The sequence below is a fragment of the Jeongeupia chitinilytica genome (assembly GCF_014652315.1).
Classification (GTDB): domain Bacteria; phylum Pseudomonadota; class Gammaproteobacteria; order Burkholderiales; family Chitinibacteraceae; genus Jeongeupia; species Jeongeupia chitinilytica.
The window spans coordinates 211,420-235,619 of the sequence record NZ_BMYO01000002.1 but is presented as its reverse complement, the minus strand read 5'-3'; the positions used below and the strand labels follow the sequence as shown (position 1 = coordinate 235,619).

Annotated in this window: 21 protein-coding genes and 2 tRNA genes; 12 read left to right on the top strand and 11 right to left on the bottom strand. The window is 64.9% G+C overall.

The genetic code is table 11. The features are described 5' to 3' along the window. Positions 1–30: 30 nt before the first annotated feature. The 5 genes from lolA to IE097_RS04135 all read left to right on the top strand — a co-directional run bounded on the left by lolA (position 31) and on the right by IE097_RS04135 (position 4,831). The gene (lolA, locus tag IE097_RS04155; RefSeq protein WP_189458885.1) at positions 31–645 is read left to right on the top strand and encodes an outer membrane lipoprotein periplasmic chaperone LolA; all 615 of its coding nucleotides are present in this window, start codon (positions 31–33) and stop codon (positions 643–645) included. Then, entirely contained in the window at positions 629–1,963 is a 1,335-nt protein-coding gene (locus IE097_RS04150; RefSeq protein ID WP_189458884.1) for a replication-associated recombination protein A, read from the top strand. The genes lolA and IE097_RS04150 overlap by 17 nt, the downstream gene beginning before the upstream one ends. 60 nt (positions 1,964–2,023) lie before the next feature. After that, the gene (serS, locus tag IE097_RS04145) at positions 2,024–3,307 is read left to right on the top strand and encodes a serine--tRNA ligase (RefSeq protein WP_189458883.1); all 1,284 of its coding nucleotides are present in this window, start codon (positions 2,024–2,026) and stop codon (positions 3,305–3,307) included. Between the two features lie 136 nt (positions 3,308–3,443). Then, entirely contained in the window at positions 3,444–3,875 is a 432-nt protein-coding gene (locus tag IE097_RS04140) for an NfeD family protein (RefSeq protein ID WP_189458882.1), read from the top strand. A gap of 11 nt (positions 3,876–3,886) precedes the next feature. Then, the gene (locus tag IE097_RS04135) at positions 3,887–4,831 is read left to right on the top strand and encodes an SPFH domain-containing protein (protein WP_229797420.1); all 945 of its coding nucleotides are present in this window, start codon (positions 3,887–3,889) and stop codon (positions 4,829–4,831) included. Positions 4,832–4,922: 91 nt separating this feature from the next. Here the strand turns inward: IE097_RS04135 and IE097_RS04130 are convergent, their stop codons facing one another. From IE097_RS04130 to IE097_RS04105, 6 genes are all read right to left on the bottom strand, one after another. Beyond that, positions 4,923–5,831: a polysaccharide deacetylase family protein gene (locus tag IE097_RS04130; RefSeq protein WP_189458880.1), complete on the bottom strand. Its 909-nt coding sequence runs from the start codon at positions 5,829–5,831 to the stop codon at positions 4,923–4,925. Between the two features lie 6 nt (positions 5,832–5,837). Further along, positions 5,838–6,398, bottom strand: a complete 561-nt coding sequence (locus tag IE097_RS04125) for an SRPBCC family protein (protein WP_189458879.1) — start codon at positions 6,396–6,398, stop codon at positions 5,838–5,840. Next, entirely contained in the window at positions 6,395–6,703 is a 309-nt protein-coding gene (locus tag IE097_RS04120) for a PilZ domain-containing protein (RefSeq protein WP_189458878.1), read from the bottom strand. Before IE097_RS04120 ends, IE097_RS04125 begins: the two co-directional genes overlap by 4 nt. 75 nt (positions 6,704–6,778) lie before the next feature. Beyond that, a complete protein-coding gene (gspE, locus tag IE097_RS04115; protein WP_189458877.1) occupies positions 6,779–8,242 on the bottom strand; it encodes a type II secretion system ATPase GspE in 1,464 nt (487 codons plus the stop codon). Further along, positions 8,239–10,365: a type II secretion system secretin GspD gene (gene gspD, locus IE097_RS04110; protein WP_229797419.1), complete on the bottom strand. Its 2,127-nt coding sequence runs from the start codon at positions 10,363–10,365 to the stop codon at positions 8,239–8,241. The genes gspE and gspD overlap by 4 nt, the downstream gene beginning before the upstream one ends. Positions 10,366–10,373: 8 nt before the next feature. Continuing rightward, a complete protein-coding gene (locus IE097_RS04105) occupies positions 10,374–11,198 on the bottom strand; it encodes a type II secretion system protein N (RefSeq protein WP_189458876.1) in 825 nt (274 codons plus the stop codon). A 165-nt stretch (positions 11,199–11,363) separates the two neighbouring features. Between IE097_RS04105 and IE097_RS04100 the strand changes: the two genes are divergently transcribed. The 5 genes from IE097_RS04100 (at position 11,364) to IE097_RS04080 (ending at position 17,619) form a co-directional block, all read left to right on the top strand. Beyond that, positions 11,364–11,439: transfer RNA gene (locus tag IE097_RS04100), tRNA-Val, on the top strand. Between the two features lie 35 nt (positions 11,440–11,474). Next, a tRNA-Asp gene (locus IE097_RS04095) sits at positions 11,475–11,551 on the top strand. Positions 11,552–11,708: 157 nt separating this feature from the next. Then, entirely contained in the window at positions 11,709–12,899 is a 1,191-nt protein-coding gene (locus tag IE097_RS04090) for a PAS domain-containing protein (RefSeq protein WP_189458875.1), read from the top strand. Positions 12,900–13,009: 110 nt separating this feature from the next. After that, on the top strand, positions 13,010–16,891 hold the full coding sequence (hrpA, locus tag IE097_RS04085; protein WP_189458874.1) for an ATP-dependent RNA helicase HrpA: 3,882 nt from the start codon (positions 13,010–13,012) through the stop codon (positions 16,889–16,891). Next, a complete protein-coding gene (locus tag IE097_RS04080) occupies positions 16,888–17,619 on the top strand; it encodes a hypothetical protein (RefSeq protein WP_189458873.1) in 732 nt (243 codons plus the stop codon). Before hrpA ends, IE097_RS04080 begins: the two co-directional genes overlap by 4 nt. A 30-nt stretch (positions 17,620–17,649) precedes the next feature. On the opposite strand, the gene IE097_RS04075 is transcribed toward IE097_RS04080, so the two are convergent. Further along, positions 17,650–18,597 (bottom strand): DMT family transporter, encoded by a 948-nt coding sequence (locus IE097_RS04075; RefSeq protein ID WP_229797418.1) that lies wholly within the window; start codon positions 18,595–18,597, stop codon positions 17,650–17,652. 146 nt (positions 18,598–18,743) lie between these two features. On the opposite strand from IE097_RS04075, the gene IE097_RS04070 reads away from it, so the two are divergent. Next, positions 18,744–19,637 carry a LysR family transcriptional regulator gene (locus IE097_RS04070; protein WP_189458871.1) on the top strand — a complete coding sequence of 298 codons (894 nt, stop codon included), beginning with the start codon at positions 18,744–18,746 and terminating at the stop codon, positions 19,635–19,637. A 50-nt stretch (positions 19,638–19,687) separates the two neighbouring features. Here the strand turns inward: IE097_RS04070 and IE097_RS04065 are convergent, their stop codons facing one another. Further along, complete coding sequence (locus IE097_RS04065; protein ID WP_189458870.1) at positions 19,688–20,011, bottom strand: YkgJ family cysteine cluster protein; 324 nt, start codon at positions 20,009–20,011, stop codon at positions 19,688–19,690. 232 nt (positions 20,012–20,243) lie between these two features. Here IE097_RS04065 and IE097_RS04060 point away from each other — a divergent pair, with 232 nt between their 5' ends. Next, positions 20,244–20,933: a hypothetical protein gene (locus IE097_RS04060; RefSeq protein ID WP_189458869.1), complete on the top strand. Its 690-nt coding sequence runs from the start codon at positions 20,244–20,246 to the stop codon at positions 20,931–20,933. A gap of 57 nt (positions 20,934–20,990) precedes the next feature. On the opposite strand, the gene IE097_RS04055 is transcribed toward IE097_RS04060, so the two are convergent. The 3 genes from IE097_RS04055 to IE097_RS04045 all read right to left on the bottom strand — a co-directional run bounded on the left by IE097_RS04055 (position 20,991) and on the right by IE097_RS04045 (position 24,199). Next, on the bottom strand, positions 20,991–22,139 hold the full coding sequence (locus IE097_RS04055; protein ID WP_189458868.1) for a TIGR03364 family FAD-dependent oxidoreductase: 1,149 nt from the start codon (positions 22,137–22,139) through the stop codon (positions 20,991–20,993). Then, positions 22,136–22,969 carry a phosphonoacetaldehyde hydrolase gene (phnX, locus tag IE097_RS04050; protein WP_189458867.1) on the bottom strand — a complete coding sequence of 278 codons (834 nt, stop codon included), beginning with the start codon at positions 22,967–22,969 and terminating at the stop codon, positions 22,136–22,138. Before phnX ends, IE097_RS04055 begins: the two co-directional genes overlap by 4 nt. Positions 22,970–23,098: 129 nt before the next feature. Then, the gene (locus IE097_RS04045) at positions 23,099–24,199 is read right to left on the bottom strand and encodes a 2-aminoethylphosphonate--pyruvate transaminase (protein ID WP_229797417.1); all 1,101 of its coding nucleotides are present in this window, start codon (positions 24,197–24,199) and stop codon (positions 23,099–23,101) included. Position 24,200 lies beyond the last annotated feature (1 nt).

Here is a 24,200-nt window from a genome sequence, read left to right as displayed (position 1 = left end):
TTTTTCATTTTTCAGCCTTACGGAGCAAGCATGAAGATCGTCCGATGGCTTCCCGCGCTGGCATTGACCGTTTCGGCTCTGGGCCATGCCGACGGGGTCAGCGACCTGAAGCGTTTTCTGTCGTCCACTTCGGGCGTGCAGGGCCAGTTCAACCAGGTGGTGTCGGGCAAGCCCGGTGCGCCGACGCAAATCAGCAACGGCGACTTCGCAATCCAGCGCCCCGGCAAATTCCGCTGGAGCTACCGCAAACCCTATGAACAGCTGATTGTCGGCGATGGCAAACGGGTCTGGCTTTACGACCCGGAGTTGCGCCAGGCTACGTCGAAGCAGCTTTCGGCTGCGCTCGAAAGCAGTCCGGCGGCGCTGCTCGCCGGCGACAACGCGCTCGACAAAACCTATACGCTCAGGAACCTGGCAAATCGCGACGGCCTGAGCTGGGTTGAAGCTATTCCCAGGAGCAAGGAGTCAACCTTCGACAGCATTCGCCTCGGCCTGAAGAATGCTCAGGTCGTGGCGATGGAGCTGCAGGACCATTTTGGCCAGACGACCAAGGTGTTCTTCAGCGGACTCACGCAGAATCCGAAGCAGTCTGCAGATCTGTTCCGCTTCACCCCACCGAAGGACGTCGATGTCGTCGAGGAATGACCTCTTCGCCGGCGAGCAGAATACGCATGAGCCGCTGGCCGAGAAACTGCGCCCGCGAACGCTGACCGACGTCATCGGCCAGCCGCAGCTGCTGGCACCCGGCAAGCCGCTCGCGCTTGCCGTCGCCTCGGGTCAGCCGCATTCGATGATTTTCTGGGGACCACCCGGTGTCGGCAAGACGACGCTGGCACGGCTGATGGCCGGCGCGTTCAAGGCCGAGTTCATTCCACTGTCGGCGGTCTTTTCCGGCGTGAAGGACATCCGCGCCGCCATGGAGCAGGCCGAGCACTATCGTGCCGGCGGGCACCGGACCATCCTGTTCGTCGACGAGGTCCACCGCTTCAACAAGTCGCAACAGGACGCCTTCCTGCCCTTCGTCGAATCGGGCCTTGTCACGTTCATCGGCGCGACAACCGAAAACCCGTCGTTCGAAGTCAACGCAGCACTGCTGTCACGCGCGCAAGTTTATGTGCTCAAGGCACTCGGAGAGGACGCGCTCGCCGAACTGGTCGCCCGGGCGAATTCGCAGTGTTATCCGGACCTCGAATTCCAGTCCGATGCGGTCACGCTGCTCACCGGCTATGCCGATGGCGATGCCCGCCGCCTGCTCAATCTGGTCGAGCAGGCGGCCAATGCGGCTGGCGCGCAAAATCGCCGGAGCCTTGATGCCGCATTTCTGCAGGATGCGCTGACGCTGAACAACCGCCGCTTCGACAAGGGGGGCGACGCGTTTTACGACCAGATCTCCGCGCTGCACAAATCGGTGCGCGGCTCGAACGCCGACGGTGCGCTGTACTGGTTCTGCCGGATGCTCGACGGCGGCGCGGATCCTCGCTACCTGGCGCGGCGCATCGTCCGCATGGCGTGGGAAGACATCGGTCTTGCCGACCCGCGCGCAATGACGATCTGCAACGACGCCGCCGCCACGTTCGAGCGCCTCGGCAGCCCCGAGGGTGAGCTCGCGCTGGCGCAGGCAGTGATCTACCTCGCGGTCGCCCCCAAATCCAATGCCGGCTACAACGCCTACAACGCCGCCCGCGCCATGGTCGGCAAGGACAAATCGCACGCGGTTCCCGAGCATCTGCGCAATGCACCCACCAGGCTGATGAAGGAGCTCGGTTACGGCAAACTGTACCGCTACGCCCACGACGAGCCCGAAGCCTATGCCGCCGGCGAAACCTACCTGCCCGAAGGACTCGAAGGCACCCGCTTCTACCAGCCGACGCCGCGCGGCCTTGAAGGCAGGATTGCCGAAAAACTGCACCACCTTGCCGAGCTGGACGCGGCCTGGCTGGCCGAGCACCGCGGAAAGTCCTAAGGTGCTTCGTGTAGAATGAACGTCATCCGCATCACTCGATAAACGACAAGAATCCAGCCCATGCTCGACATCAATCTGCTCCGCAACGACCTCGACGGTGTCGTTGCCCGCCTCGCCGCCCGTGGCTTTGCTTTCGATGCTGCAACCTTTGCCGCACTCGAAGCCGAACGCAAGACCCTGCAAACCGCGACCCAGGACCTGCAGGCCAAGCGCAACAGCGTGTCCAAGCAGATCGGCATCGCCAAGTCCAAAGGCGAGGACGTCGCTCCGATCCTGGCCGAAGTCGAGAACCTCAAGGGCGAACTGGCCGCCAACGAATCGGCCCTCTCGACCTTGCAGGACAAGCTCAACGGTCTGCTGCTGACGCTGCCGAACCTGCCTCACGAGTCGGTCCCGGCCGGTGACGATGAAAGCGGCAATGTCGAAGTCCGTCGCTGGGGTACGCCGCGCAGCTTCGATTTCGAGGTTCGCGACCATGTCGACGTCGGTGCGCCGCACGGTCTGGATTTCGAAACCGGCGCCAGGCTGTCGGGCTCGCGCTTCACGCTGCTGCGCGGCCAGATTGCCCGACTGCACCGCGCGCTCGCGCAGTTCATGCTCAATACCCAGACCGAAGAGCACGGCTACACCGAGGCGTATACCCCCTACATCGTCAATCCGGAAGTGCTGTACGGCACGGGCCAGCTGCCGAAATTTGCCGACGACATGTTCCGTGTCGAACGCGGTGGCACCGACGGTCAGACGCAGTACCTGATCTCGACCTCGGAGATCTCGCTGACCAATACCGTCCGCGACACCATCCTCAAGGCCGACGAACTGCCGGTCAAGCTGACCGCGCACTCGCCGTGCTTCCGCTCCGAAGCCGGTGCAGCCGGTCGCGATACGCGCGGCCTGATCCGCCAGCACCAGTTCGACAAGGTCGAAATGGTGCAGATCACCGCACCGGAGCAGTCGTACGCCGCACTGGAACAGATGGTGAGCCATGCCGAAGCGATTCTGCAGAAGCTTGAACTGCCCTACCGCGTTGTGGCGCTGTGCACCGGCGACATGGGCTTTTCGGCCGCGAAGACCTACGACCTCGAAGTCTGGCTGCCGGCACAGAACACCTACCGCGAAATTTCGAGCTGCTCGAACTGCGAGTCGTTCCAGGCCCGCCGCATGCAGGCCCGGTTCAAGAACGACGCCGGCAAGAACGAACTGGTCCACACGCTGAACGGCTCGGGCCTCGCGGTCGGCCGTACGCTGGTCGCCGTGCTGGAGAACTATCAGAATGCCGATGGCACCGTTACCGTACCGGCCGTACTCCAGCCGTATATGGGCGGACTGACCACGATCGGTGGTTGAACCGCATGACAAAAACGGTGATCCACAGGTCACCGTTTTTTGTTCCGGAGCCCGGCGAACGGTGGCCTGCTATACCTGAAGCAACGGCAGGCCAAACAAAGGGAACTTGCTCACCTTTGAAGAATCTGACTTGATCATGACTCCCATCACTCTCTGGTTGATTGCCGCCGCCGTGCTGGTCGGGCTGGAAATGCTCAGCGGTACCTTCTATCTGCTGGCCATTGCGGTCGGACTTCTGGCTGGAGCCGTCGCTGCGGCGCTGTCGGTATCCGTAGCGCTGCAGATCGCCGTCGCCACCCTTGCCAGCCTGGCAGCCGTTGCAGGCTTGCGCCGCTGGAAACACCGACAGCCCCCGCGGCAAGGCGGTGACAGCAACGCGCTCGACCTCGGCCACCTTGTCACGATCGAGCGCTGGATCGACTCACGCCACGCCCGGGTCCGCTACCGTGGCGCAGACTGGGATGCAGAGTTTGCAAATCCGGCCGATCGCGGCCTGACCCGGTTTTACATTGTCGGCCAGCGGGGCAATACCCTGCTGCTCGATGCCGAACCACCCCACCAACCCTGATGGAGTCGTTTATGTCGCTGCAGTTCGTCGTCGCGTTTGCGGTCATCGTCGTTATCTTCATTTCCAAGACGCTGAAAATCGTCCCGCAACAGCAGGCCTGGGTCCGCGAACGACTCGGGCGCTTTCACGACGTCCTCGAGCCGGGTCTGCGCATCGTGGTCCCCTTCATCGATCGTGTTGCCTACAAGCACAACCTGAAGGAAATTCCGCTCGACGTGCCGAGCCAGATCTGCATCACGCGCGACAACACCCAGCTGCAGGTCGACGGCATCCTGTATTTCCAGGTTCGCGATCCCAAGCTTGCTTCGTACGGCGCCAGCGATTACGTGCTCGCCATTACCCAACTGGCGCAGACGACGCTGCGCTCGGTCATCGGCAAGCTCGAACTCGACAAAACCTTCGAGGAACGCGAAGACATCAACCGCGCCGTGGTGCTGTCGCTCGATGAGGCCGCGTCGAACTGGGGCGTCAAGGTGTTGCGCTACGAGATCAAGGACCTGACGCCGCCGCAGGAAATCCTCCACTCGATGCAGAAACAGATTACGGCCGAGCGGGAAAAGCGCGCACTGATTGCGCAATCCGAAGGTGTGAAGCAGCAGCAGATCAACCTTGCCAGCGGTCAGCGCGAAGCGGCGATCCAGAAGTCGCAGGGTGACATGCAGGCGGCGATCAACCAGTCCGAAGGCGAGAAGCAGGCCGCAATCAATCGCGCCACCGGTGAGGCGCAGGCAATCCGTCTGGTCGCACACGCCACCGCCGAAGCGGTCGAAACCGTCGGCAAATCGATCGAAACCGGTGGCGGAATCGAAGCGGTCAACCTGAAGGTGGCCGAACGCTATATCGACGCATTCAGCAAGATCGCCAAGGAAGGCAACACCATGCTGCTGCCGGGCAACGTCAGCGATGTCGCCGGCGTCGTCGCCACGGCGATGAACATCGTCAAGGCCAGCAAGTAGCAGCAGCGGGCCGGGCACGGCCCGTTTGGTCGCCTCCTGACGCAACAACGCCGGCAAATGCCGGCGTTGTTCTTTTCGGGTACTCGTCCGGTTACAGGAACTGCGGTCCCTGCACGGCAAGCACACCGCTGCGACCGGGAATCTCGGCCATCTGAACTTCGTGATACGGCAGCTGGCCCAGGTCCAGCGCAGCACAATGTTCGCCAAGGCTGACGAACTGATAGCCCTGCTCCTGCCAGCCGGCAAGCAGCCGCTCGAACACCGGCAACAGCTTCATGCCCTCCAGCTCCGCGTGCAGCGTGTAAACATGACCGAAACGCGTTTCGGCTTCGGTCAGCCGCAGCAGATGTTCGTGGACGTTGTCTGGTGTCAGCCCGTCGATGCCGATCAGTTCGTCCAGCGTCGGCAGGGTCGTCGGCAGTTGCGGCACCCGGACCGGCTCGCCACGGACCATCGGCCAGAACGGATGGGTGCCGCGGCCGTCCGAGGCGTAACGCATGCCTAGGCGCTGCTCGAGCCGGTAGGCATGCGCATTCATCTGCCAGCCCGCCGCACCGTGCGTTTGTGGCGGTTCGCCGAAAATCTCGACATAACGCTCGATCGACGCGTTGAGCTCGGCAGCGGTCCACGTTTCGTCGGCGTCGGCGACGCCGTCCTGCCAGCGGATGTGATCCCAGGTATGCACGCCGCTCTCGAAACCGGCCGCAACGACCTCGCGCATCAACGGCGCACACCGTTTGCCGATGTCGGGCCCGGGCAACAGCGTGCCGTACAGCAGGGTCTTGATGCCGTAATGCTCCCGCACCGACGTGCGCGATACCTTCTTCATGAAACCCGGACGGAATACCCGTTTGATCGCCCGGCCGGTATGGTCCGGACCGAGGCTCCACAGAAAGGTTGCGTTGGCGTTGAAACGTTGCAGCAGGTCTACAAGCCGGGGAATGCCTTCGCGGGTGCCGCGATAGGTGTCGACATCGATTTTGAGCGTAAGCAGACGCATGGAGACTCAGGGCACCGGAACCGGTGCATTGGGGTGTGCCTTGCGGCGCAGCATTTCCTGCTGCATCGCGTCGAACTGGCGAACCAGTTGCTGTTTGAGAAAATCCGTACCGATGGCGGCCTGCCAGACCGAGCCGGGCGTCCAATCGGCGCGGTATTTTACTACGGTCTGCTCGCCACGCTGCTGCAGATCGCAAATACTTTCCATCCTGCCCGCATTGCCTTCGAGTGTTCGCGCCCGGATTTCGGCCATCGGCTGCAGACTCACATCGCGGACCGACTCATACGAAAACGGCAAGCCGACAACGGAATAATGACCGCGCTGGTGCACTTCAAGGTGGTTGGCCGACGTGACCACCGCGCGGCTTTCGTCCAACTGCGGCAGGAAGGCCGTCATGTGGTCGAAGTCGGTCATCACTTCCCATGCCAGCGCCTGCGGCACCGCAACGGCGAACTCGACGTTGAGCATCACGATGTCGCCATGGCGGACGACATCGGCGCGAATGGCATCGGGCTGCGCCAGGGCGACCAGCGGCCACAGCAAAACCGGCCCCCACGCGACCTTCACCCGAGAATTTCCTCGATCGCCAGTCCCAGCTCGTAGCATTCGTCGTCCACCGCATGGCAACGCACCACGCGCGCGCGCGCCGACAGCGGGTGCGTTCGACCGCCCTGCGGCGGCGGCAGCACGCACACCTCCAGCAACTCGTCTTCCTGCGGCACAAAGGCCGTGCGCACGGTCAGCCCGGTGACCGACAGATCGGCGCAGACGCCATAGTGCGAGCGACCGTCGGCGCTGCGCAGCCGAACCTTGCAATCCAGCGGCACGCGCAGCGCGCCGCGCGCATCGGGAGCCGGTAATCCGTGTTGCATGCTCATCTCCTGGGAACGGTTGACGCACCGGAGATGCCCTTCATCCGGCAGCACACCCGTTTTCTCGAATACCACTCAGCTCTCGCGCGTCACCCGCCAGACTTCTTCGAGGCTGGTCTGGCCCGAGCGCGCGCGTTGCTCGCCATCCTGCCGCAACGTCAGCATGCCACCCTGCATCGCGTGCTGCTTGACGGCCTGTTCGGTGTCGCGGTCATGGATCATGCCGCGCAAGGTTTCGTCGATCGTCAGCAGTTCGTATACACCCGAGCGTCCCCGGTAGCCGGTGTGGTTGCACGCCGCACATCCGGCCGGCCGGTACAGCGTGACCGCCTCGGCACACCCCATTGCCGCCCGCTCGGCATCGTCTGCAGCATAGGCAATCCGGCACTCGGGGCACAACGTCCGCGCAAGCCGCTGCGCCAGCACGCCGAGCAGCGAACTTGCGAGCAGGAAGGGCTCGATGCCCATATCGGCCAGTCGGGTCACCGCACTTGCCGCGTCGTTGGTATGGAGCGTCGCCAGCACCAGGTGACCGGTCAGCGACGCCTGAACGGCAATCTGCGCCGTCTCGAGATCGCGGATTTCACCGATCATGATCACGTCCGGATCCTGCCGCAGAATGGCGCGCAAGGCCCGGGCGAAACTCATGTCGATTTTCGGATTGATCTGCGTCTGGCCGACACCGTCGAGATCGTATTCGATCGGATCTTCGACCGTCATGATGTTGGCGGTTTTCGCATCCATGCCCGACAGCGCCGCATACAGCGTTGTCGTCTTGCCCGAGCCGGTCGGCCCGGTCACGAGCACGATGCCGTGCGGCTGCCTGAGCAACGCCTGCAGTTGCGCCAGCACCTGCCCGCCCATGCCGAGCTTCTCGAGATTCAGTCGCCCCGCCGACTTGTCGAGCAGACGCAGCACCGCGCGCTCGCCGTGCCCGGACGGCAGCGTCGACACCCGCACGTCGACGGGCCGCCCGGCGATGCGCAGCGTGATCCGGCCGTCCTGCGGCAGGCGTTTCTCGGCGATGTCGAGTCCGGCCATGACCTTGATCCGAGACACCAGCGCCGCATGCAGTGCTCGCTTGGGTTCGAGGACGTCGCGCAGCGTCCCGTCGACGCGAAAGCGCACCAGCGAGCGCGTTTCGAACGCTTCGAGATGCAGGTCGGAGGCGCCCTCGCGCAACGCTTCGGTCAGCAGTGCATTGATCAGGCGGATGATCGGCGCATCATCCTGCGCATCCAGCAGATCCTCGATTTCGGGCAGCGCCTGCACCAGCCTCGATAGGTCGATCTGCTGCTCGACATCATCGGCGACACTCGCCGCCTGACTGCCGTGACTGAACAGCCGCGACAGGCGGCGTTCGTACTCGCTGGCGTCGACCAGTTCGATGTCGAGCGGCCGGCCGGCGCTGCGCCGCAGCTCATTCAAGGCCGACAGCGACGCGCCACGACGCATCAGCACCTGCACGCTGGCATCGTCGCCGGCGATGTCGACGACGCCACGATCGCGGGCGAAATGAAACGGCACCAGCCGGTTCATGGCTGGGCAGCGCCCGGTACGCCCTGCACCGACGGTTCGGCCTTGGGCGTGACAGGCGCATCGGCCGGTTTGACCGGCTGGGCCGGCAATTCGGGCAGCACGACCTTGGGCAGATCGGGCAGGAACGGGTGGCTGTCGAAGCCGAACTTCGCCTGTTCGTTGCGCAGGTACTGGTAACGGTCGGTCGACAGCGTATCGCTGGCCGCGCCGTCACGCAGGATCACCGGCCGCAGGAAGATCATCAGGTTGACTTTGCCCCAGTTGCGGCTCTGGTACTTGAACAGATTGCCCAGACCCGGGACGTCACCCAGCCCCGGCACCTTGTTGACGGCGTTGTCGAGCTGATCCTGGATCAGCCCGCCGAGCACCACGACCTGACCGTCATCGACCAGCACCTTGGACTCCAGCGCCCGCTTCTTGGTCGCGATGCCGGCACCGTTGGTGTTGACCGTGTTGTCGATGGTCGACACCTCCTGGTACACCGACAGCGTGATGCTGCCGCCTTCGGATACCTGAGGCTTCACCCGCAGCGAGATACCGATGTCCTTGCGCTCGACCGTGGTGAACGGGTTCGGGTTGCTGCCGGTCGACGACTGCGTGCCGGTGATGATCGGAATGTTCTGGCCGACCATGATCCGCGCTTCCTCGTTGTCGAGCGTGATCAGGTTCGGCGTCGACAGGATGTTGGCGTCGCCGGTGTTCTGCAGCGCGCTGGCCAGCACGCCCAGCGTCGGGGTCTTGCCCCCCTCCTTGAACGGATTGCCGTTGACGACGCCGACGGTCAGCCCGGTCGGGATCTTGTTCGGGTCCTTGTTGACGATGCCGCTGATCAGGCTGCCGATGCTGTTCGACAACAAACCGAGCGCGCTGACGCCGATGCCCGACACGTTGTCGTTGCCGCCGCCGAGCAGCCACTGGACGCCGAATTCGCCGACCTTGGACGCGTTGACCTCGGCGATCATCGCTTCGACGTACACCTGCGCACGACGCACATCGAGTTTGTCGATCACCGAGCGCAAATTGTTGTAGACGTTGTCCGGCGCGGTGATGATCAGCGAATTGGTCATCGGATCGGCCTGAAGCAGCACCGTCACGCCACCGATCTGCACGCTGGCGGCCGAACTTCCTGTCGACACCGACGCGGGGCTGCTGGGTGGCAGCGACAGGCCGCCGTTGCTGCTGCCGGTCGACATGGGAGCCGTGCTGTTGCTCGCGGCTTGCGTGCCACCGCTGTCCTGGCCGGTCAGCACGCCCTTGAGCGTGGCGGCGAGCTTCACCGCTTCGGCATTGCGCAGATAGACGACGTGGATGTTGCCGCCGGCGGCGCCAGGCTGGTCCAGCGTTTCGATCAGGCGGCGGATCTGCTGGGCGTGTACGGCGTTCTCGCTGCGCACCAGCAGCGTGTTGCTGCGCACGTCGGGCACCACGCTGCTGCGGCGCGCCCCGTCGACCGGCGTCGTGCCGGGAATGGCCCCCTGCGCGTTGAGCTCCGGCATCAGCCGCGAAAGCATCTGCGACACGTCGACGGCCGAAGCGTACTTCAACTGTACCGGGAAGATGTCCGACTGCGCCGGCTGGTCGATGCTCTGGATGATGCGATTCAGCCGGCGGATGTTGTCGGCGTAATCGGTGATCACCAGGGTATTGGACGGTGCGTAGACCGAAATCGCGTTGTTGGCCGATACCAGCGGACGCAGGATGGGCAGGATCTGGTTGGCCGACTCGAACTTGAGCGGATAGACCTGCGTGACGATCCTGTCGCCGGCCGCACGCAATTCGCGACTTTCGGTCGGCCCGCTGTTGGTCTTGGCGTCGGCTTCCGGCATCACCTTGACCAGCTTGCCCGACTCGACCGCGGTAAAGCCTTGCTGCCGCAAAGCCGACAGCAGTACCGGGTAGACCGAGTCCTTGTCGACCGGCTGCGCCGAGACGATGTTGATCGTGCCCTTGACCCGCGGATCGATCAGGAAATTCTTGCCGGTAATCAGCCCGACCGCCTTCACGGTCGATTCGATGTCGGCATTGACGAAATTGAGCGTCACCTTGTTGTCGGCCGCATGGACATGAGCGGCCAGAAGGCTGGCCAGCAGAAGGCGGCGGGACGCGCGAAGCATGGATTTCATGGTGTCTTTCAAGGTTGGATTTGGTATTGCAGCGTGGTCGGCGCACCGCCACGCAACACCGAAAGCTTGATCTGGGCCTGCTGGCTGAAGACGGTCAGCAGCAGCGACATGTCGGCAGGCTGGGCAAGCACCTGGCCATTCACCGACTTGAGGACGTCGCCGGCCTGCAACTGCAGTGACCTGGCCAGCGGCTGCTGCGCCGGGTCGTTGATCAGGATGCCGCCGCCCGGGGCCGCCGCCAGTCCCTTGGCCCAGTCGGCGATGTTGCCCGCCTGCATTGTGGCGGCCAGCTGGCCGCGGTACAGCGTCTGCGCCGGCAACTCGCCCGTCGCCGGAGTTGCTGCCGCAGCCACGGGCGCAACCGTCGTGGTGGCCATCGCGCTGGCGTCGTGGCCGTCCAGCATCAGGATTTCGCGCCGGCCGTTGCGTTCGAGCTCGACCCGGTCGCGCGCCACACGGACCAGCTGCACGCCCGGTTGCACCGCCTGCCCGACACGGACCGCGACCGCGCTGGCTTCGATACCGCTGAAGACGGCCGCACTGCTGCGCTCGTCCCCGGCGATCACGGCAATCAGCCGCGCCGATAGCGTACTTGCGGTTTCGCTGCCGGCTGTTGCACCGAACCACGCCGGGGCGTTGCGCCAGACCAGATTCGGCACCGCCGGCGCGGTTTCTGGCGGTTTCAGCACCGGCACCGCAGACCGAGGTGCCAGGACCAGCCAGAACAGTCCGGCGGCAAGCCAGGCTAGGGCCAGCGTCAGCATGAATTCGAGCACCGGAATCGCCCTGCCCGTCGCAGGCCACTTCAGTTTCAGCGCAGGTACCCGTAGCACTTGTTTTTCCAGGAATTACAGTTTGGTTAAATTTTCTCAGTTTTTATACTCCAAGCACATTACAGCCGCCACCGTGTCCGGTTTTATCCTTCCGACTGCTGTTTTTTGAAAAAGGTGTTGACGGACCAAAACCGGCATGCTTTAATGCGCTCCTCGTTTGACGACGGGTGATTAGCTCAGTTGGTAGAGCGTCTGCCTTACACGCAGAATGTCGGCGGTTCGACCCCGTCATCACCCACCAGTTACCTTTGGTAAATGGCATAGCGAGACCGCTGCGGAGCGGTAGTTCAGTTGGTTAGAATACCGGCCTGTCACGCCGGGGGTCGCGGGTTCGAGTCCCGTCCGCTCCGCCAAGACACAGTGAAAAGCCAGCGTAAGCTGGCTTTTTGCATTTCCGCGTCACTGTTGCAACGCAGTCACCGTCGGCGGCACACCTGATGGTCAAGCCACCCGAGTGCCCGATACACTCAGGGCGTCTTTGACCCGACCCCGGACAGGCGCTCGATTCGCATGCGCTCCCTGCCCTCATCCGTTTTCATTGCCGCAACCATCGGCGTCGCCGTACTGCTGGCGATCAGCCACATGCTGCCCCTTGCCCCGGCCGGCATGCTGCTGTTGCAGCTGGGCATCGTCGCCTGTGCGCTGCTGTTGCTGTTCGGCACCCGTCAGCACGCACAAACCACCTCTTCGGCGTCGGACTTTGCCGACCTGCCCGCCTGCCTGCCCGACCTCGTCTGGCAAATCGACTACGCCAACCGCTCGGCGGTCGCGCTCAACACCTCGGGCTTCGACCAGCACCCGACGCCCGGAACCAACAACAACCGCATTTCGTCGATTTTTCCTGCCCGCATTGCCCGGCAGTATCTTGAAGCCCTGATCGCAGTACAAAGCAGCAACAAGCCGCTGCATTTCGAGTACAAGATCGGCAACGAAGCACGCAACGCGCGGGCGTTCGAAGTCCGGATGATGCCGCGCGACGCGCGCAGCTGCGTGGCACTGATCCGCGACGTCAGCGCCGTGAAGGACACCGAGGAAGCACTGTTCCAGCAACAGCTGTTCGTCAACCAGGTGATCGACGTCAGCCCCAACCTGATCTTCGTCCGCGACAAGCACGGCCGTTTCCTGCTGGTCAATCGCGCAACGCAGACGACGCTGGGCCACGACCTGCTGGTTCAATCGCATATGGGCATTGATGACGACGAGCTGCCGTTCTCGACCGGCGATGCCGAAGTTCTCGAACACGGCCAGACGATCCGGGTCGTCGATCACTGGACACTGCCGAACGGCCGCACCCACTGGTTCGACATCACCAAACAGCCGCTGGTACGCGATGGCGACGTGTACATCCTGTCGATCGCCATCGACATCAGCCACGTCAAGGCAGCCGAAGCGGCACTCGCCGTCACCGACCCGCTCGGCGGCGACATCGCCGATGCGCTGCCATGTGCCTTCCTGCTGGTCCGCGACAGCCAGATCGAGTTCGCCAACCTGCGCGCCTGCGAATTGCTGAACACGCCGCCGGTTGCCCTGCTGGGGCGCCCGCTCGACGTGATTGCCGGCGGAACACTGTTGCCTGGCGACGGCGAGACACAACGCAACAGCCGCTTCACCCCCGCCACCGGCAATGCGCCGCTGCTGAGCGAGGCACGAACGATCAGCAGCAACAACATGACACTGATCGTGCTGCACGCAGCCGAGTAGGCGTGCCGGCTGCACACCCACCAGCCGGCTCTGCGCAGTTCCCTGGCAGGTGCGGGTGCATTGACGCTGCGTGATAAAATGCGCGGTTACGCCAACGACGCCGCGCCGCAATGACCGCTTCCGCCTCCCTTTCCGATCTCCTGAGCCGGGTTCCGGCGCGCGAATACGCCCTGCTGGCGAAAAAACTCGCCACGCTCGATGCCCGGCGCGCTGCCGGCAAGCCGGCCGATCGGCTCGAAGCGCAATTGCAGCAGGAACTGGAACACGCCGCCGGCAAGACCGAACGCCGCCGCCAGAATCTGCCGGTACCGACATTCGACGAATCGCTGCCGGTCAACCAGCGCCGCGACGAGATCCGCGATGCGATTGCAGCGAACCAGGTCGTGATCCTGTGCGGCGAAACCGGTTCGGGCAAGACGACGCAGTTGCCGAAGATCTGCCTCGAGCTGGGCCGCGGCGTCAACGGTCTGATCGGCCACACCCAGCCGCGGCGACTCGCCGCGCGTTCGGTCGCCAGCCGCATCGCGCAGGAGCTGCAGTCCGAACTCGGCAGCATCGTCGGCTTCAAGGTCCGGTTCACCGAAAAATCCGGTGGCGACAGCTACATCAAGCTGATGACCGACGGCATCCTGCTCGCCGAAACGCTGTCCGACCGCGACCTGACTGCGTACGACACGATCATCATCGACGAGGCGCACGAACGCAGCCTCAACATCGATTTCCTGCTCGGCTACCTGAAACAGCTGCTGCCGCGGCGTCCCGACCTCAAGGTCATCGTCACCTCGGCGACGATCGACGCCGAGCGCTTCGCCAATCACTTCGACGGCGCACCGGTGCTCGAAGTTTCCGGCCGCACCTATCCGGTCGAAGTACGCTACGCACCGCTCGAAAGCCGCGACGAGGACGACGCCGAAATCGAGATGGAAGAAGCCATCGTCGCCGAGGTCGAGCAGCTGTGGCGCACCGACGGCGCCGGCGACGTGCTGGTTTTCCTGCCCGGCGAGCGCGAGATCCGCGAAACCGCCGAGGCCTTCCGCAAGGCCAAGCTGCGCAACGCCGAAGTGATTCCGCTGTTCGCCAGGCTGAGCAACGAAGACCAGCAGCGCATCTTCCGTCCCGGCAACGGCCGCCGCGTCGTGCTGGCGACCAACGTCGCCGAAACCTCGCTGACCGTGCCCGGCATCCGCTACGTGATCGACTCGGGGCACGCGCGGATCAACCGCTACAGCCCGCGCGCGAAGGTCGAGCAGTTGCTGGTCGAGAAAATCTCGCAGGCGTCGGCACGCCAGCGCGCCGGTCGTTGCGGCCGGGTGTCGAGCGGCGTCTGCGTGCGCTTGTATTCGGAAGAAGATTTCAATCTGCGCTCGCCGTTCACCGATCCGGAAATCGTCCGCTCCAGCCTCGCCGGCGTGATCCTGCGCATGGCGGCACTCAGGCTCGGCAAGGTCGACGCCTTCCCCTTCCTCGAAGCGCCGTCGGGCCGGCTGATCGCCGACGGCTATGCACAGCTGCACGAACTCGGTGCCGTCGACGACACCGACGAGCTGACGCCGGTCGGCAAGCAACTGGCGCGACTGCCGGTCGACCCGCGACTGGCGCGCATGCTGCTCGCCGGCCACGAACAGGCTTGCCTGTCCGAGATCCTGATCATCGCCTCGGGCCTGTCGGTGCAGGACCCGCGCGACCGGCCGTTCGACGCCCGCGACGCCGCCGACCGCGCGCAGGCGAAGTTCGTCGACGAGAAGTCCGACTTCCTCACCTATCTGAACCTGTGGGCCTTCTTCGAAAAGGCCGTCGCCGAGAAAACGTCGAACCGCCAGCTCGTCGAGGTGTGCCACACCCATTTCCTGTCGCACATTCGGCTGCGCGAATGGCGGGACCTGTACCGGCAGCTCGCCGATATCGTCGACGACCTCGGCTGGCGCCGCAACGAAGCCGCCGGCACCTTCGAGCAGGTCCACAAGGCGCTGATCACCGGCCTTTTGGGCAATATCGGCTTCAAGCAGCCCGACCGCGACGAATACCTTGGCGCGCGCGACATCAGGTTCAACATTTTCCCCGGCTCGGGGCTGAAGAAGGCACGGCCGAAGTGGATCGTCGCCGGCGAGCTGGTCGAGACGACCAAGCTGTACGCACGCGGCGTCGCGGCGATCGAACCGGACTGGATCGAGAAACTCGCGACCCACCTGACGAAGAAACAGTATTTCGACCCGCACTGGGAAAAGGCTGGCGCGCAGGTGATCGCCAGCGAGCGCGTCACGCTGTACGGCCTGCCCATCGTCAACCGTCGCCGCGTCCACTACGGCCGGATCAACCCGGTCGAGGCGCGGGAAATCTTCATCCGCGAAGCACTGGTCCGCTTCAACTACCAGACCAGGGCAAAGTTCTTCGACCACAACCTCGAACTGCTGCTCGAGATCGAGGAGCTCGAACACAAGGCGCGCCGTCAGGACGTGCTGGTCGACGAAAACGCGCTTTACGCCTTCTTCGACGAGCGCGTGCCGGCGGACGTCGTCAACGGCGCCAGCTTCGAGGCCTGGCTGAAGAAGGCCGAGCGCGACCAGCCGCAGCTCTTGTACCTGAGCCGCGAGTTCCTGATGAGCCACACCGCCGACGCGGTGACCGAGGAGCAGTTCCCGGTGTTCTTCAAGCTCGCGGAAGCCAGGCTGCCACTGGCCTACCGCTTCGAGCTCGGCCATGCGCTCGACGGCGTGACGCTGACCTTGCCGCTGCACCAGCTCAACCGCGTCAACCACGCGGTGTTCGACTGGATGGTGCCGGGCATGCTGCGCGAAAAGGTCACGCTGTTGGTCAAGTCGCTGCCGAAAACGATCAGGCGCGTCTGCGTGCCGGTGCCCGAGTTCGCGACGAAGATGCTGACCGAGCTCGACAAGGCCGATCGCGAGGCACCGTTGCTGCCGCAGCTGGCACACGCCGTCACGCGCGGCACCGGGCTGACGGTGACTGCCGAGGATTTCGATCCGTCGGTGCTGCCACCTCACCTCCTGATGAACTTCCGTGTCGTCGACGACGCCGGCCAGGAGCTTGCAGCAGGCCGCGACCTGATCGCGATCCGTGCCCAGCTCGGCGAAGCCGCGCAGCTGACGTTCCGCGACGAGGCCGACGATGCCGGCATCGAAAAATCCGGCATCGTGAAGTGGGACTTCGGCGACCTGCCCGAGCAGATCACCTTCAAGCGTCACGGTCGCAAACTGACCGGCTATCCGGCGCTGGTGCCCGACGAGGAGATCTGCGCAATCCGGCTGTTCGACACGGCGCACGCCGCCGACGACGCGCACCGCCAGGGCGTGGTGCGGCTGATGCGGCTCGAACTGAAGGAGCACGTCAAACAGCTCGAAAAATCGGTACCGAACTTCCAGCAGCATGCAATTGCGCTGCGCGGCACCCAGAACGCCGACCAGTTGATGGCGGACATCGTCGCGGCGATCTGCGACCGCGCCTTCGTCGGCGACGATGAACTGCCGCGCAGCAAGAAGGACTTCGACAACCAGAAGTCGCGCGCCAAGGTCCGGCTGCCGAGCGTGCGCGATGCGGTGGTCCGGACGCTGGCGGCCGTGGTCGCCGAGTATGTACCGGTGGTGATGGCGGCGAACAAGTCCGGCAACCTCGCCCACGCGCTGAACCAGCAGCTCGGCACCCTGGTATATCAGGGCTTCCTCGCCGCGACGCCGTGGGAGCAGCTGCCGCGGTTGCCGCTGTATTTGAAGGCGATCCGCGTCCGGCTCGAGAAGCGCGTCGCGAATCCGCAGCGCGACGGCCAGCGCAACGCCGAGATCACCGAGCTGTGGCAGCGCTGGGTGGGCGAGCTTGATCGCTGGCAGCGCGAAGGCCGCGATACCGCGCCGCTGGCACCGTTCCGCTGGATGATCGAGGAGCTGCGCATTTCGCTGTTCGCGCAGGAACTGAAAACGCCGTACCCGGTGTCGCTGAAACGGCTGAACAAGACCTGGGACGAGATCACCCGCCGATGAGGCCTGCTGCCAAACCGTACCTCGACCTGCGTGGCGCCTTGCAGGAGGTCGCCCCCGAAGCGGACCGGCGCCGGACCGCGCTGATCGTCGGCGCGGTCAACCGGCTCGGTGAGGCGCTGCTGAACCGGCTGCTGGTCGAGTACCGCCACGTCTGGGTGCTGACGAGCAAGCCGCTGCTCAGCAGTACGTCGCGCTGTGACGAAGTCCAGCTGGTCGGCGATCCGCTCGATCACGCCGAACTGGCAGCCGTCCGTCTGCCCAGGGTCGACGACGTGTATTGCCACGTCGGCGAGCGCGGTCTGGCGAACCAGCGGGATGCCGGCCTGCAGGCGGTACGCCACGAAGACATCGTGCCGCTGGCCGAAGCCGCGGCGCGGGCCGGTGCCCGACGCTTCTGCCTGATCGAGGCCATGCCGCCCAGTGCGCAGATGATGCGCCACCTGCCGCTGGCCGCCGGCGAAACTGGCCGGCAGCTGGCGCTGCTGCCGTTCGAGCGTGTCGCACATGTCCACCCGACCGTGTTCAGGACGCCGCCAACCGGGCAAGGCTGGCTGGCGCGGTTCCACGCGTCCTATCTGGCGCAGTTCGCCTACATGCTGCCGCGCTCGGTCACGCCACTGACGAGCCCGCGCATCGCCGAAGCCTGCACACGGTTGATGCAGTCGGCGGGGACCGGCCATCAGGTCTTCGACGTGCGTGACTTGCGGGCGCTACTGGGACTGGATTGACCGCGACTTGCGGCAACGTCCACGCGCCAGCTAAAGCCTGCGTTCCGATTGCGCTTGCAAGCCGGCCAGCGCCCCGCCACCAGCCGCCTGACTTCGGTCGCTCGCACTCCGCTCCGGCTTCAGCCGCGATACACCGAACAGCACCAGCGCCAGTCCGGCGATCTGGTAGACCGAAAGCGTCTCACCGAGCAGCCCCCACGACGCAAACAGGGTCAGCACCGGTCCCAGATTGCCGATCGCCGCAGCCTGAGCAGCCCCCATCCGCTCGATAGCCTGCGCCATCCAGTACACCGGCAGGACCGTCGACACCAAGGCCATCAGTGCGGCATACAGCCAGACCGCCGGCGGAAGATCGAACAACTGCAGCGGATGGCCGCGCAACAGGAAATGCGCGAGCACCAGCACCGAGGATGCGCTGCCTGCCAGCCCGGCCAGACGCATCGAACCGACGCGGCGCAGCATCGCGCCGGTACCCAGGTAATAGAGGGCGTAGGTGACCGCACTGGCAAACACCCAGGCCGCTCCGGTCCACAGCTGCGCTCCCTGTCCGGCCACGCCCGCATCGTGGACAAAGGCAATGCCCAAGCCCAGATAGCAGACCGCCATGGCCTGAACCACCGGCATGCCCGGCCAGCGACGGATGACCACGGCGTGGAACACCAGCACCAGTGTGGGATACAGGTAGAGGATCAGCCGCTCCAGCCCGGCACTGATGGACTCCAGACCGTAGAAATCGAACAGGCTCGACAGGTAATATCCCAGTGCCCCGAGCACCACCACGTGCATCAAGTCCCTGGCACCGAGCGCGGACCGGCTCGACGTCCGGCGGCTCAGCCAGATCAGCCAGACGAACAGGGGCAGCGCCAGCCCCATGCGCATGGTCAGCAGGGTCAGCGCACCAACCGGCGCGGCCGCGTAGCCCAGTTTGACGAAAATGGCCTTCAAACTGAAACCCGCAGCGGAAAGGATGGCGTACATGCGCCCATCGGCACACCAGCGCCGCCAGTTTTGCGTCCATGCGTTCATGAATGCCTGCCGTAGAAAAGACATCCTTATTCTGTCGTGAATCAACAGATCGTAGAATTAGCATTCCACGCACATTGCGTTCTCCAAATCAGAACACCATGCATCTGGATCTCGTCGACCTCAAATTGCTGCTGGCCATCGAAGAACTCGGCAGCCTGAGCAAGGCCGCGGCCACGTTTCCGATTGCCGTTTCGGCGGCCAGCAATCGCTTGCGCAACTTTGAATCGCGTTGTGCGCTCCGCCTGTTCGTCCGCAGCAGCGAGGGCATGCAGGCCACACCCGCCGGGCAACTGGTCCTCGACCGCGCGCGCCAGGTCCTGATCGAAACGGCGAAGCTGAACGACACGCTGGACGATCTCGCCGGCCAGCGCCGGGTGAGCTTGCGTCTGGCAGCCACCACCGTCGCCAACAGTACCTTTCTGCCGGCGGCGCTCGGCCCCTTTCTGGCCGACTACCCGGAGGTCGACCTGCAACTGGTCGAGCGCAAGAGCAGCGAGATTCTCCAGGCCGTGCAGGACGGCGAATCCGATCTCGGCGTGTTCGACGGCAACCTGCCCACAAACGCGTTGATGTCGCTGCCGTTCCGGCAGGACAGGCTGGTGCTGCTGGTGTCGCAAGCACATCCGCTCGCGGACACCGGCCATGTCCGGCTGATCGACGCGCTCGACTATCCCTTTGTCTGCCTGCCGCCGGATCGCTCCATGCAGCGTTTCATCGAGGAAATGGCCATCCGCAATGCCAAACCGCTGCGAATCCGCGTGCGGGCGCCCAGTTTCGGCACCATTGCGCAACTGGTGGCGCAACAGGTCGGCATTGCGATGCTCCCGGAAGCGGCTGCATCGCGATTCGTTCGCGAACTGCCGACCCGGATCGTGAGTCTGGGCGACACCTGGGCCAGTCGGGAACTGCGTATCTGTCTGCGAAACCGTGACGAGCTGTCGGTTCACGCGCAGCAGTTGCTGACCTATCTGATGCGCCCGCAGCCGGACTGAGGCTCATCGCCGTATGCCACGCGCCACCGGCATGACCGGGGAGGCCGCGGCTATGCCTTTACGAGACCCAGTGCAGGCAGCCCGTGTCGCGCCCGTGCATCGTTGCAGCGCTCGTCGCCTTCGGTGAACTCGTGGCAGGTGCTCGAACGCCGCGTGTAGATGCCGCAGCCGACCGAGATGCCCACCTCGCCCTGCAGCGCGATGCAATGCACCGGCGCGGTCTCGGTGCCGCGCATCGCCACCCGCCACGGGTTGATCGGCGTCGTCAGCTCGGCCGGCACCGTCCCGCCGGGGCAGGCATCGGTTTCACCCCAGTAGAACGACACGCGAAAGCTGGCGCAGCAGGCGCCGCAGGTTTGGCAGGCGGAGGACATCGTGCAGGAACCGGTAGTGGACGGTGCAGCGCGCACCGCGGCGGCGATCATAGCCAGCCGCCCCCCTGCCCGCTGTTGCGATCTGTAACCGTCGCGTTCCCGACACGTTTCGTCCCGCACAGCCGGCTGGCGGCACCTTCCCGCCCGGGACCACAGTCCGTGACGGCAAAATCATTTCCGATCAAGTAATGAAAATGTAATCATCTGCATTGCCATCAACCGGACGAAGACAATGCTGCCCTTCAAATCGGCCCGTCGCCTTGCTGCGCTGCTGTACCTCGCGGCAACGTGTACTGTTGCCGCCAATCCCGAACCCGCACAACTGACCGGCCACTGGTACCTGCAGGGCGTGCGCGAGGTCGGCTCCGAACTCCAGCTCGCGCCGGACCAACGCTTCGACTGGTTCCTGAGCTATGGCGCCATGGACGTCTTCGCGCAAGGCAAGTGGCAGCTCGAAGGCACGTCTCTGGTGCTGTCGACGCAACAACCGCGCAAAAAAGCGGACTTCCGCCCGTTTACGCCTGACGAGATGAATATCAGGAAGCCGGCCGAGCCCGGACAGTGGATTGCCATTGTCGGCGTTCCCCGGACGGGGCCCCAGCCCGGTGTAGAAGTGAAGTTCGAGGCCAAATCGGGGAAAACGGCGACGGCGGTGACCGAGCAGAACGGCGAGGCCGCTATCAGCATGCCCGACACGGAAAGCTGGTCACGCGTCGGCTTGCGCCATCAGGGCAGCAACACGGCATGGCAATGGCTGACCGTCCCCGAAGACCGGGCGGCCGCGCGCCTCGCCGCGTTCGCTCCCGCCGACATGAAGCTGCAGATGCCGCAGGCGTTCAAGACCATGAAACTGCGCGTCGAGAACGACCAGCTGGTCGTCGTCGACGGCGATCTCGAAGGCAAGCACTACACCAGACAGTGAGTCCGCTCAACGAAAGGTGGTGCGCGACACGACATTCCGTGTCACGCGCCGCCTCGGTCAAGCCAGGGCGTTCGCCACTACGCGTTCGGCCAGCCCGAACGACACGCTCATGCCGATACCGCAGGTGATCGCCACCACCGTAACGCCCGGCGCCGCCTCGCGCACGAGGTAACCGTCGGGGCCGCTGGCGTACACCCCCTGCCAGCGTTCGAGCACCGTCAATCGCCGCCCGAGCAGCGATTCGGCCAGCTGAAGCAGACGCGCATCGATCGCCTCGCTGTTGAACGGGCCCACCGATTCGCCGTAGCGGTGCGAGTCGCCGATCAGCAGCTCGCCCGTTTCGCCGACCTGCTGGACGATCAGGTGAATGCCCTCGGCAAGCCAGACCGGATCGGCGTCGTCGAGCTGGCGCCGCAACGCGGCCAGTGTCTCCAGCCCGGCAAACGAGCCGTAGCGCAACGTCGACATGCCGGTCATGAACGCCGGCCCCAGCGTCAGGCCGGGATTGGCGACGCGCAGCATCTGCAGCGCGCAACGCTGCAGGGGCGGCTCGGCATAGGCGTCGGAAAACAGCGTCTGGAAATCGTGACCGGCGCAAACGATGGCCTGCCCGGCCTGCCAGATGCCGCGACTCGTCGTCACCGCCGGCAGGTCGATCGCGTTGACCTGCGTACCGAACACGAACTCGACGCCATGCACCTCGGCCAGCCAGGCCACGATGCGCGGCAGCGCCACGCGTGATTCGAACGCGATCTCGTCGCCACTGAACAGCGCCCCCGCCACCTGCCCGGTCGGCAGCCCGAAATCGCCGACCTCGGCCGGGCTCAGCAGTCGCGTTCCGTACTCGGCACCGCGCAAGGACTGGAACTCGTCGAGCACGGCCTGCTCGACCGGATTGCGCGCCACGGTCACGCTGCCCTGCGTCTTGTGCCAGCAGCCGGCCCTGGGCAGGACGTCGAGCCAGATTTCGCGGCTGGCGTGCGCCAGCGCATGCATCTCGCCCTGCGTTTGCCCGAGCGCGAGACCGAGACCGAAATTGCGCACCGACGCGCCGAGCGGCTGCCTGTCGCGCTCGAACACGGTCACCCGCAGGCCGCGTTTGACCGCCGCCAGCGCATGCGCCAGGCCGACGATGCCGGCGCCGACGATGGCAACGTCGCACTGTCGTGCGCCCATCACGGCCGGTTGCCGCGCGGCTTGAATCACGGGCGCTCTCCACGCGCCAGACGTGCGTTGATCTCGTCGATCACCGCCGGCAGATCGGCAATGCTGTCGACGACGAAATGCGCACCGGCAGCGTAGAGCTTGGCTTCGGCCGGCGCCCGGCGCGCGGCCTGCTCCGCCGGGCTCAGCGCCGCCCACTCCTCGTGGGTCAGACCGACTTCGTTGCCCGACGCCGACAGGCCGACGGTCCACATCCCGGCGGCCAGCCCTTCGAAGATGCCCGGCACCGTGTCGTCGACCTTGACGCAGGCCGCAACATCACTGATGCCGAGCCGGTTGACGTTCTCCAGCGCCATCCACGGCCCCGGCCGGCCGCCGGCCGGCAGGTCGTCGGTGGCAATGGTGCAATCGGGGAAATAGCCGCGTCCCGCGGCAATCGGGATGAGCGTGTCCATGACCACGCGCGGATAGCCCGAGCACGAACCGATCCTGATGCCCTGCCCGCGCAGCACGGCGATCGCGTCAAGCGCACCGGGGATCAGTTGCGAGTACTGGCCGACCCGGGCCACCTGCAACGGCATGAACGCCTCGTAAACGGCATCGACGTCGCCGTCGCTCATCGCGCGGCCGTACCTGGCCTGCCAGCGTGCGGCGACCTGCGGCATGTCGCCCAGCGCCCGGATGTGGTCCCACTTGGCCAACCCCATCGGCACGCGTGCCTCGGCCAGATGGACGTCGATGCCGAAGCCGCCCAGTGCATCGATCAGCACCTGGGTTGGTGCGAACGAGCCGAAATCGACGACGGTACCGGCCCAGTCGAAAATGACGGCCTGCAGCTTGCCGGCATAGCGGCGGGTATAGCGGTAGTTCATGGGTATGCTCCTAGTAACACAGAGCGGCCGGAAAAACCCCGCTGGCAAGGCGTGCGAAGCGCAGACAGTACAAGCAAGTACGGCAAGCGAGCACAACGATGCCAGCGGGGTTTTGCCGGCCGCGACAGATCAGTGGGTCCAGCCGAGTTCGGCCAGTGCATCGGCAATCGCCGCCACCGCCTGGCCGATCTCGGCCGAGTCGATGGCGCCGATGCAGCCGACGCGGAAGGTTTCGAGCGCGGTGAGCTTGCCCGGATAAAGCACGAAGCCCCGCTCGCGCACCGCTTCGTAGAAGCGCTTGAAGTCGTAGTCGGGATGGTTCGGTGCGTGGAAGGTGACAATGATCGGCGCCTGCAGCGACGGTTCGAGGAAGAGCTTCAGCCCGATCCGTGCCAGCCCGGAAATCAGCTGGCGGCAATTGGCCGAGTAGCGGGCCAGTCGCGCCGGCTGGCCGCCTTCCGCGTGATACTGATCGAGCGCGGCCGCCAGCGCGGCGACAACGTGGGTCGGCGGTGTGAAGCGCCACTGGCCGGTTTTCTGCAGGTAAAGGTACTGGTCGACCAGATCGAGCGCCAGCGAGTGGCTGTTGCCGCTCGCCGCCAGAAGCGAATCGCGCCGGGCGATGACGAAACCGACGCCGGGCACGCCTTCGAGGCATTTGTTGCTGGTCGCGATCAGCGCGTCGAACCGGATCTCGCGCGCGTCGACCGGCAGGGCCCCGAACGCGCTCATGGCGTCGATGATCAGGCTGCGCCCTGCCCACTCGACCACGGCGGCAATCGCCGCCAGCGGGTTGACGATGCCGGTGCTGGTTTCGCAATGGATGGCGCCGACATGGGTGATCGCCGAATCAGCCGCCAGCCGCGCGGCGATTTCGGCCGGGTCGGCCGGCCGGTCGTCGGCGGTTTCGTACACGTCGACCTGACGGCCGATGACCCTGGTCAGTTGCGCCATCCGGCGGCCATAAGCGCCGTTGACCAGTACCAGCAGCTTGCCGTCCTTCGGAACCAGCGTGCCGATCGCGGCTTCGACGGCAAAGGTGCCCGAGCCCTGCAAGGGCACGCAGACATGCGTGTCGCTGCCGTGGACGATATTGACCAGGTCGTTGCAGACACCTGCCGTCAACGCGTTGAACGCGGAATCCCAGGATCCCCAGTCGGTCAGCATGGCGGTCTTGGTTGCCAGGCTGGTCGTCAGTGGCCCCGGGGTGAGCAAAATGGCTTCTCTCATC

Bases quoted from the DNA above. Each gene is read 5' to 3' on its own strand.
- lolA (WP_189458885.1), top strand. From the start codon at position 31: ATGAAGATCGTCCGATGGCTTCCCGCGCTGGCATTGACCGTTTCGGCT.
- IE097_RS04150 (WP_189458884.1), top strand. From the start codon at position 629: ATGTCGTCGAGGAATGACCTCTTCGCCGGCGAGCAGAATACGCATGAG.
- serS (WP_189458883.1), top strand. From the start codon at position 2,024: ATGCTCGACATCAATCTGCTCCGCAACGACCTCGACGGTGTCGTTGCC.
- IE097_RS04140 (WP_189458882.1), top strand. From the start codon at position 3,444: ATGACTCCCATCACTCTCTGGTTGATTGCCGCCGCCGTGCTGGTCGGG.
- IE097_RS04135 (WP_229797420.1), top strand. From the start codon at position 3,887: ATGTCGCTGCAGTTCGTCGTCGCGTTTGCGGTCATCGTCGTTATCTTC.
- IE097_RS04130 (WP_189458880.1), bottom strand. From the start codon at position 5,831: ATGCGTCTGCTTACGCTCAAAATCGATGTCGACACCTATCGCGGCACC.
- IE097_RS04120 (WP_189458878.1), bottom strand. From the start codon at position 6,703: ATGCAACACGGATTACCGGCTCCCGATGCGCGCGGCGCGCTGCGCGTG.
- gspE (WP_189458877.1), bottom strand. From the start codon at position 8,242: ATGAACCGGCTGGTGCCGTTTCATTTCGCCCGCGATCGTGGCGTCGTC.
- gspD (WP_229797419.1), bottom strand. From the start codon at position 10,365: ATGAAATCCATGCTTCGCGCGTCCCGCCGCCTTCTGCTGGCCAGCCTT.
- IE097_RS04090 (WP_189458875.1), top strand. From the start codon at position 11,709: ATGCGCTCCCTGCCCTCATCCGTTTTCATTGCCGCAACCATCGGCGTC.
- hrpA (WP_189458874.1), top strand. From the start codon at position 13,010: ATGACCGCTTCCGCCTCCCTTTCCGATCTCCTGAGCCGGGTTCCGGCG.
- IE097_RS04080 (WP_189458873.1), top strand. From the start codon at position 16,888: ATGAGGCCTGCTGCCAAACCGTACCTCGACCTGCGTGGCGCCTTGCAG.
- IE097_RS04075 (WP_229797418.1), bottom strand. From the start codon at position 18,597: ATGTACGCCATCCTTTCCGCTGCGGGTTTCAGTTTGAAGGCCATTTTC.
- IE097_RS04070 (WP_189458871.1), top strand. From the start codon at position 18,744: ATGCATCTGGATCTCGTCGACCTCAAATTGCTGCTGGCCATCGAAGAA.
- IE097_RS04065 (WP_189458870.1), bottom strand. From the start codon at position 20,011: ATGTCCTCCGCCTGCCAAACCTGCGGCGCCTGCTGCGCCAGCTTTCGC.
- IE097_RS04060 (WP_189458869.1), top strand. From the start codon at position 20,244: ATGCTGCCCTTCAAATCGGCCCGTCGCCTTGCTGCGCTGCTGTACCTC.
- phnX (WP_189458867.1), bottom strand. From the start codon at position 22,969: ATGAACTACCGCTATACCCGCCGCTATGCCGGCAAGCTGCAGGCCGTC.
- IE097_RS04045 (WP_229797417.1), bottom strand. From the start codon at position 24,199: ATGAGAGAAGCCATTTTGCTCACCCCGGGGCCACTGACGACCAGCCTG.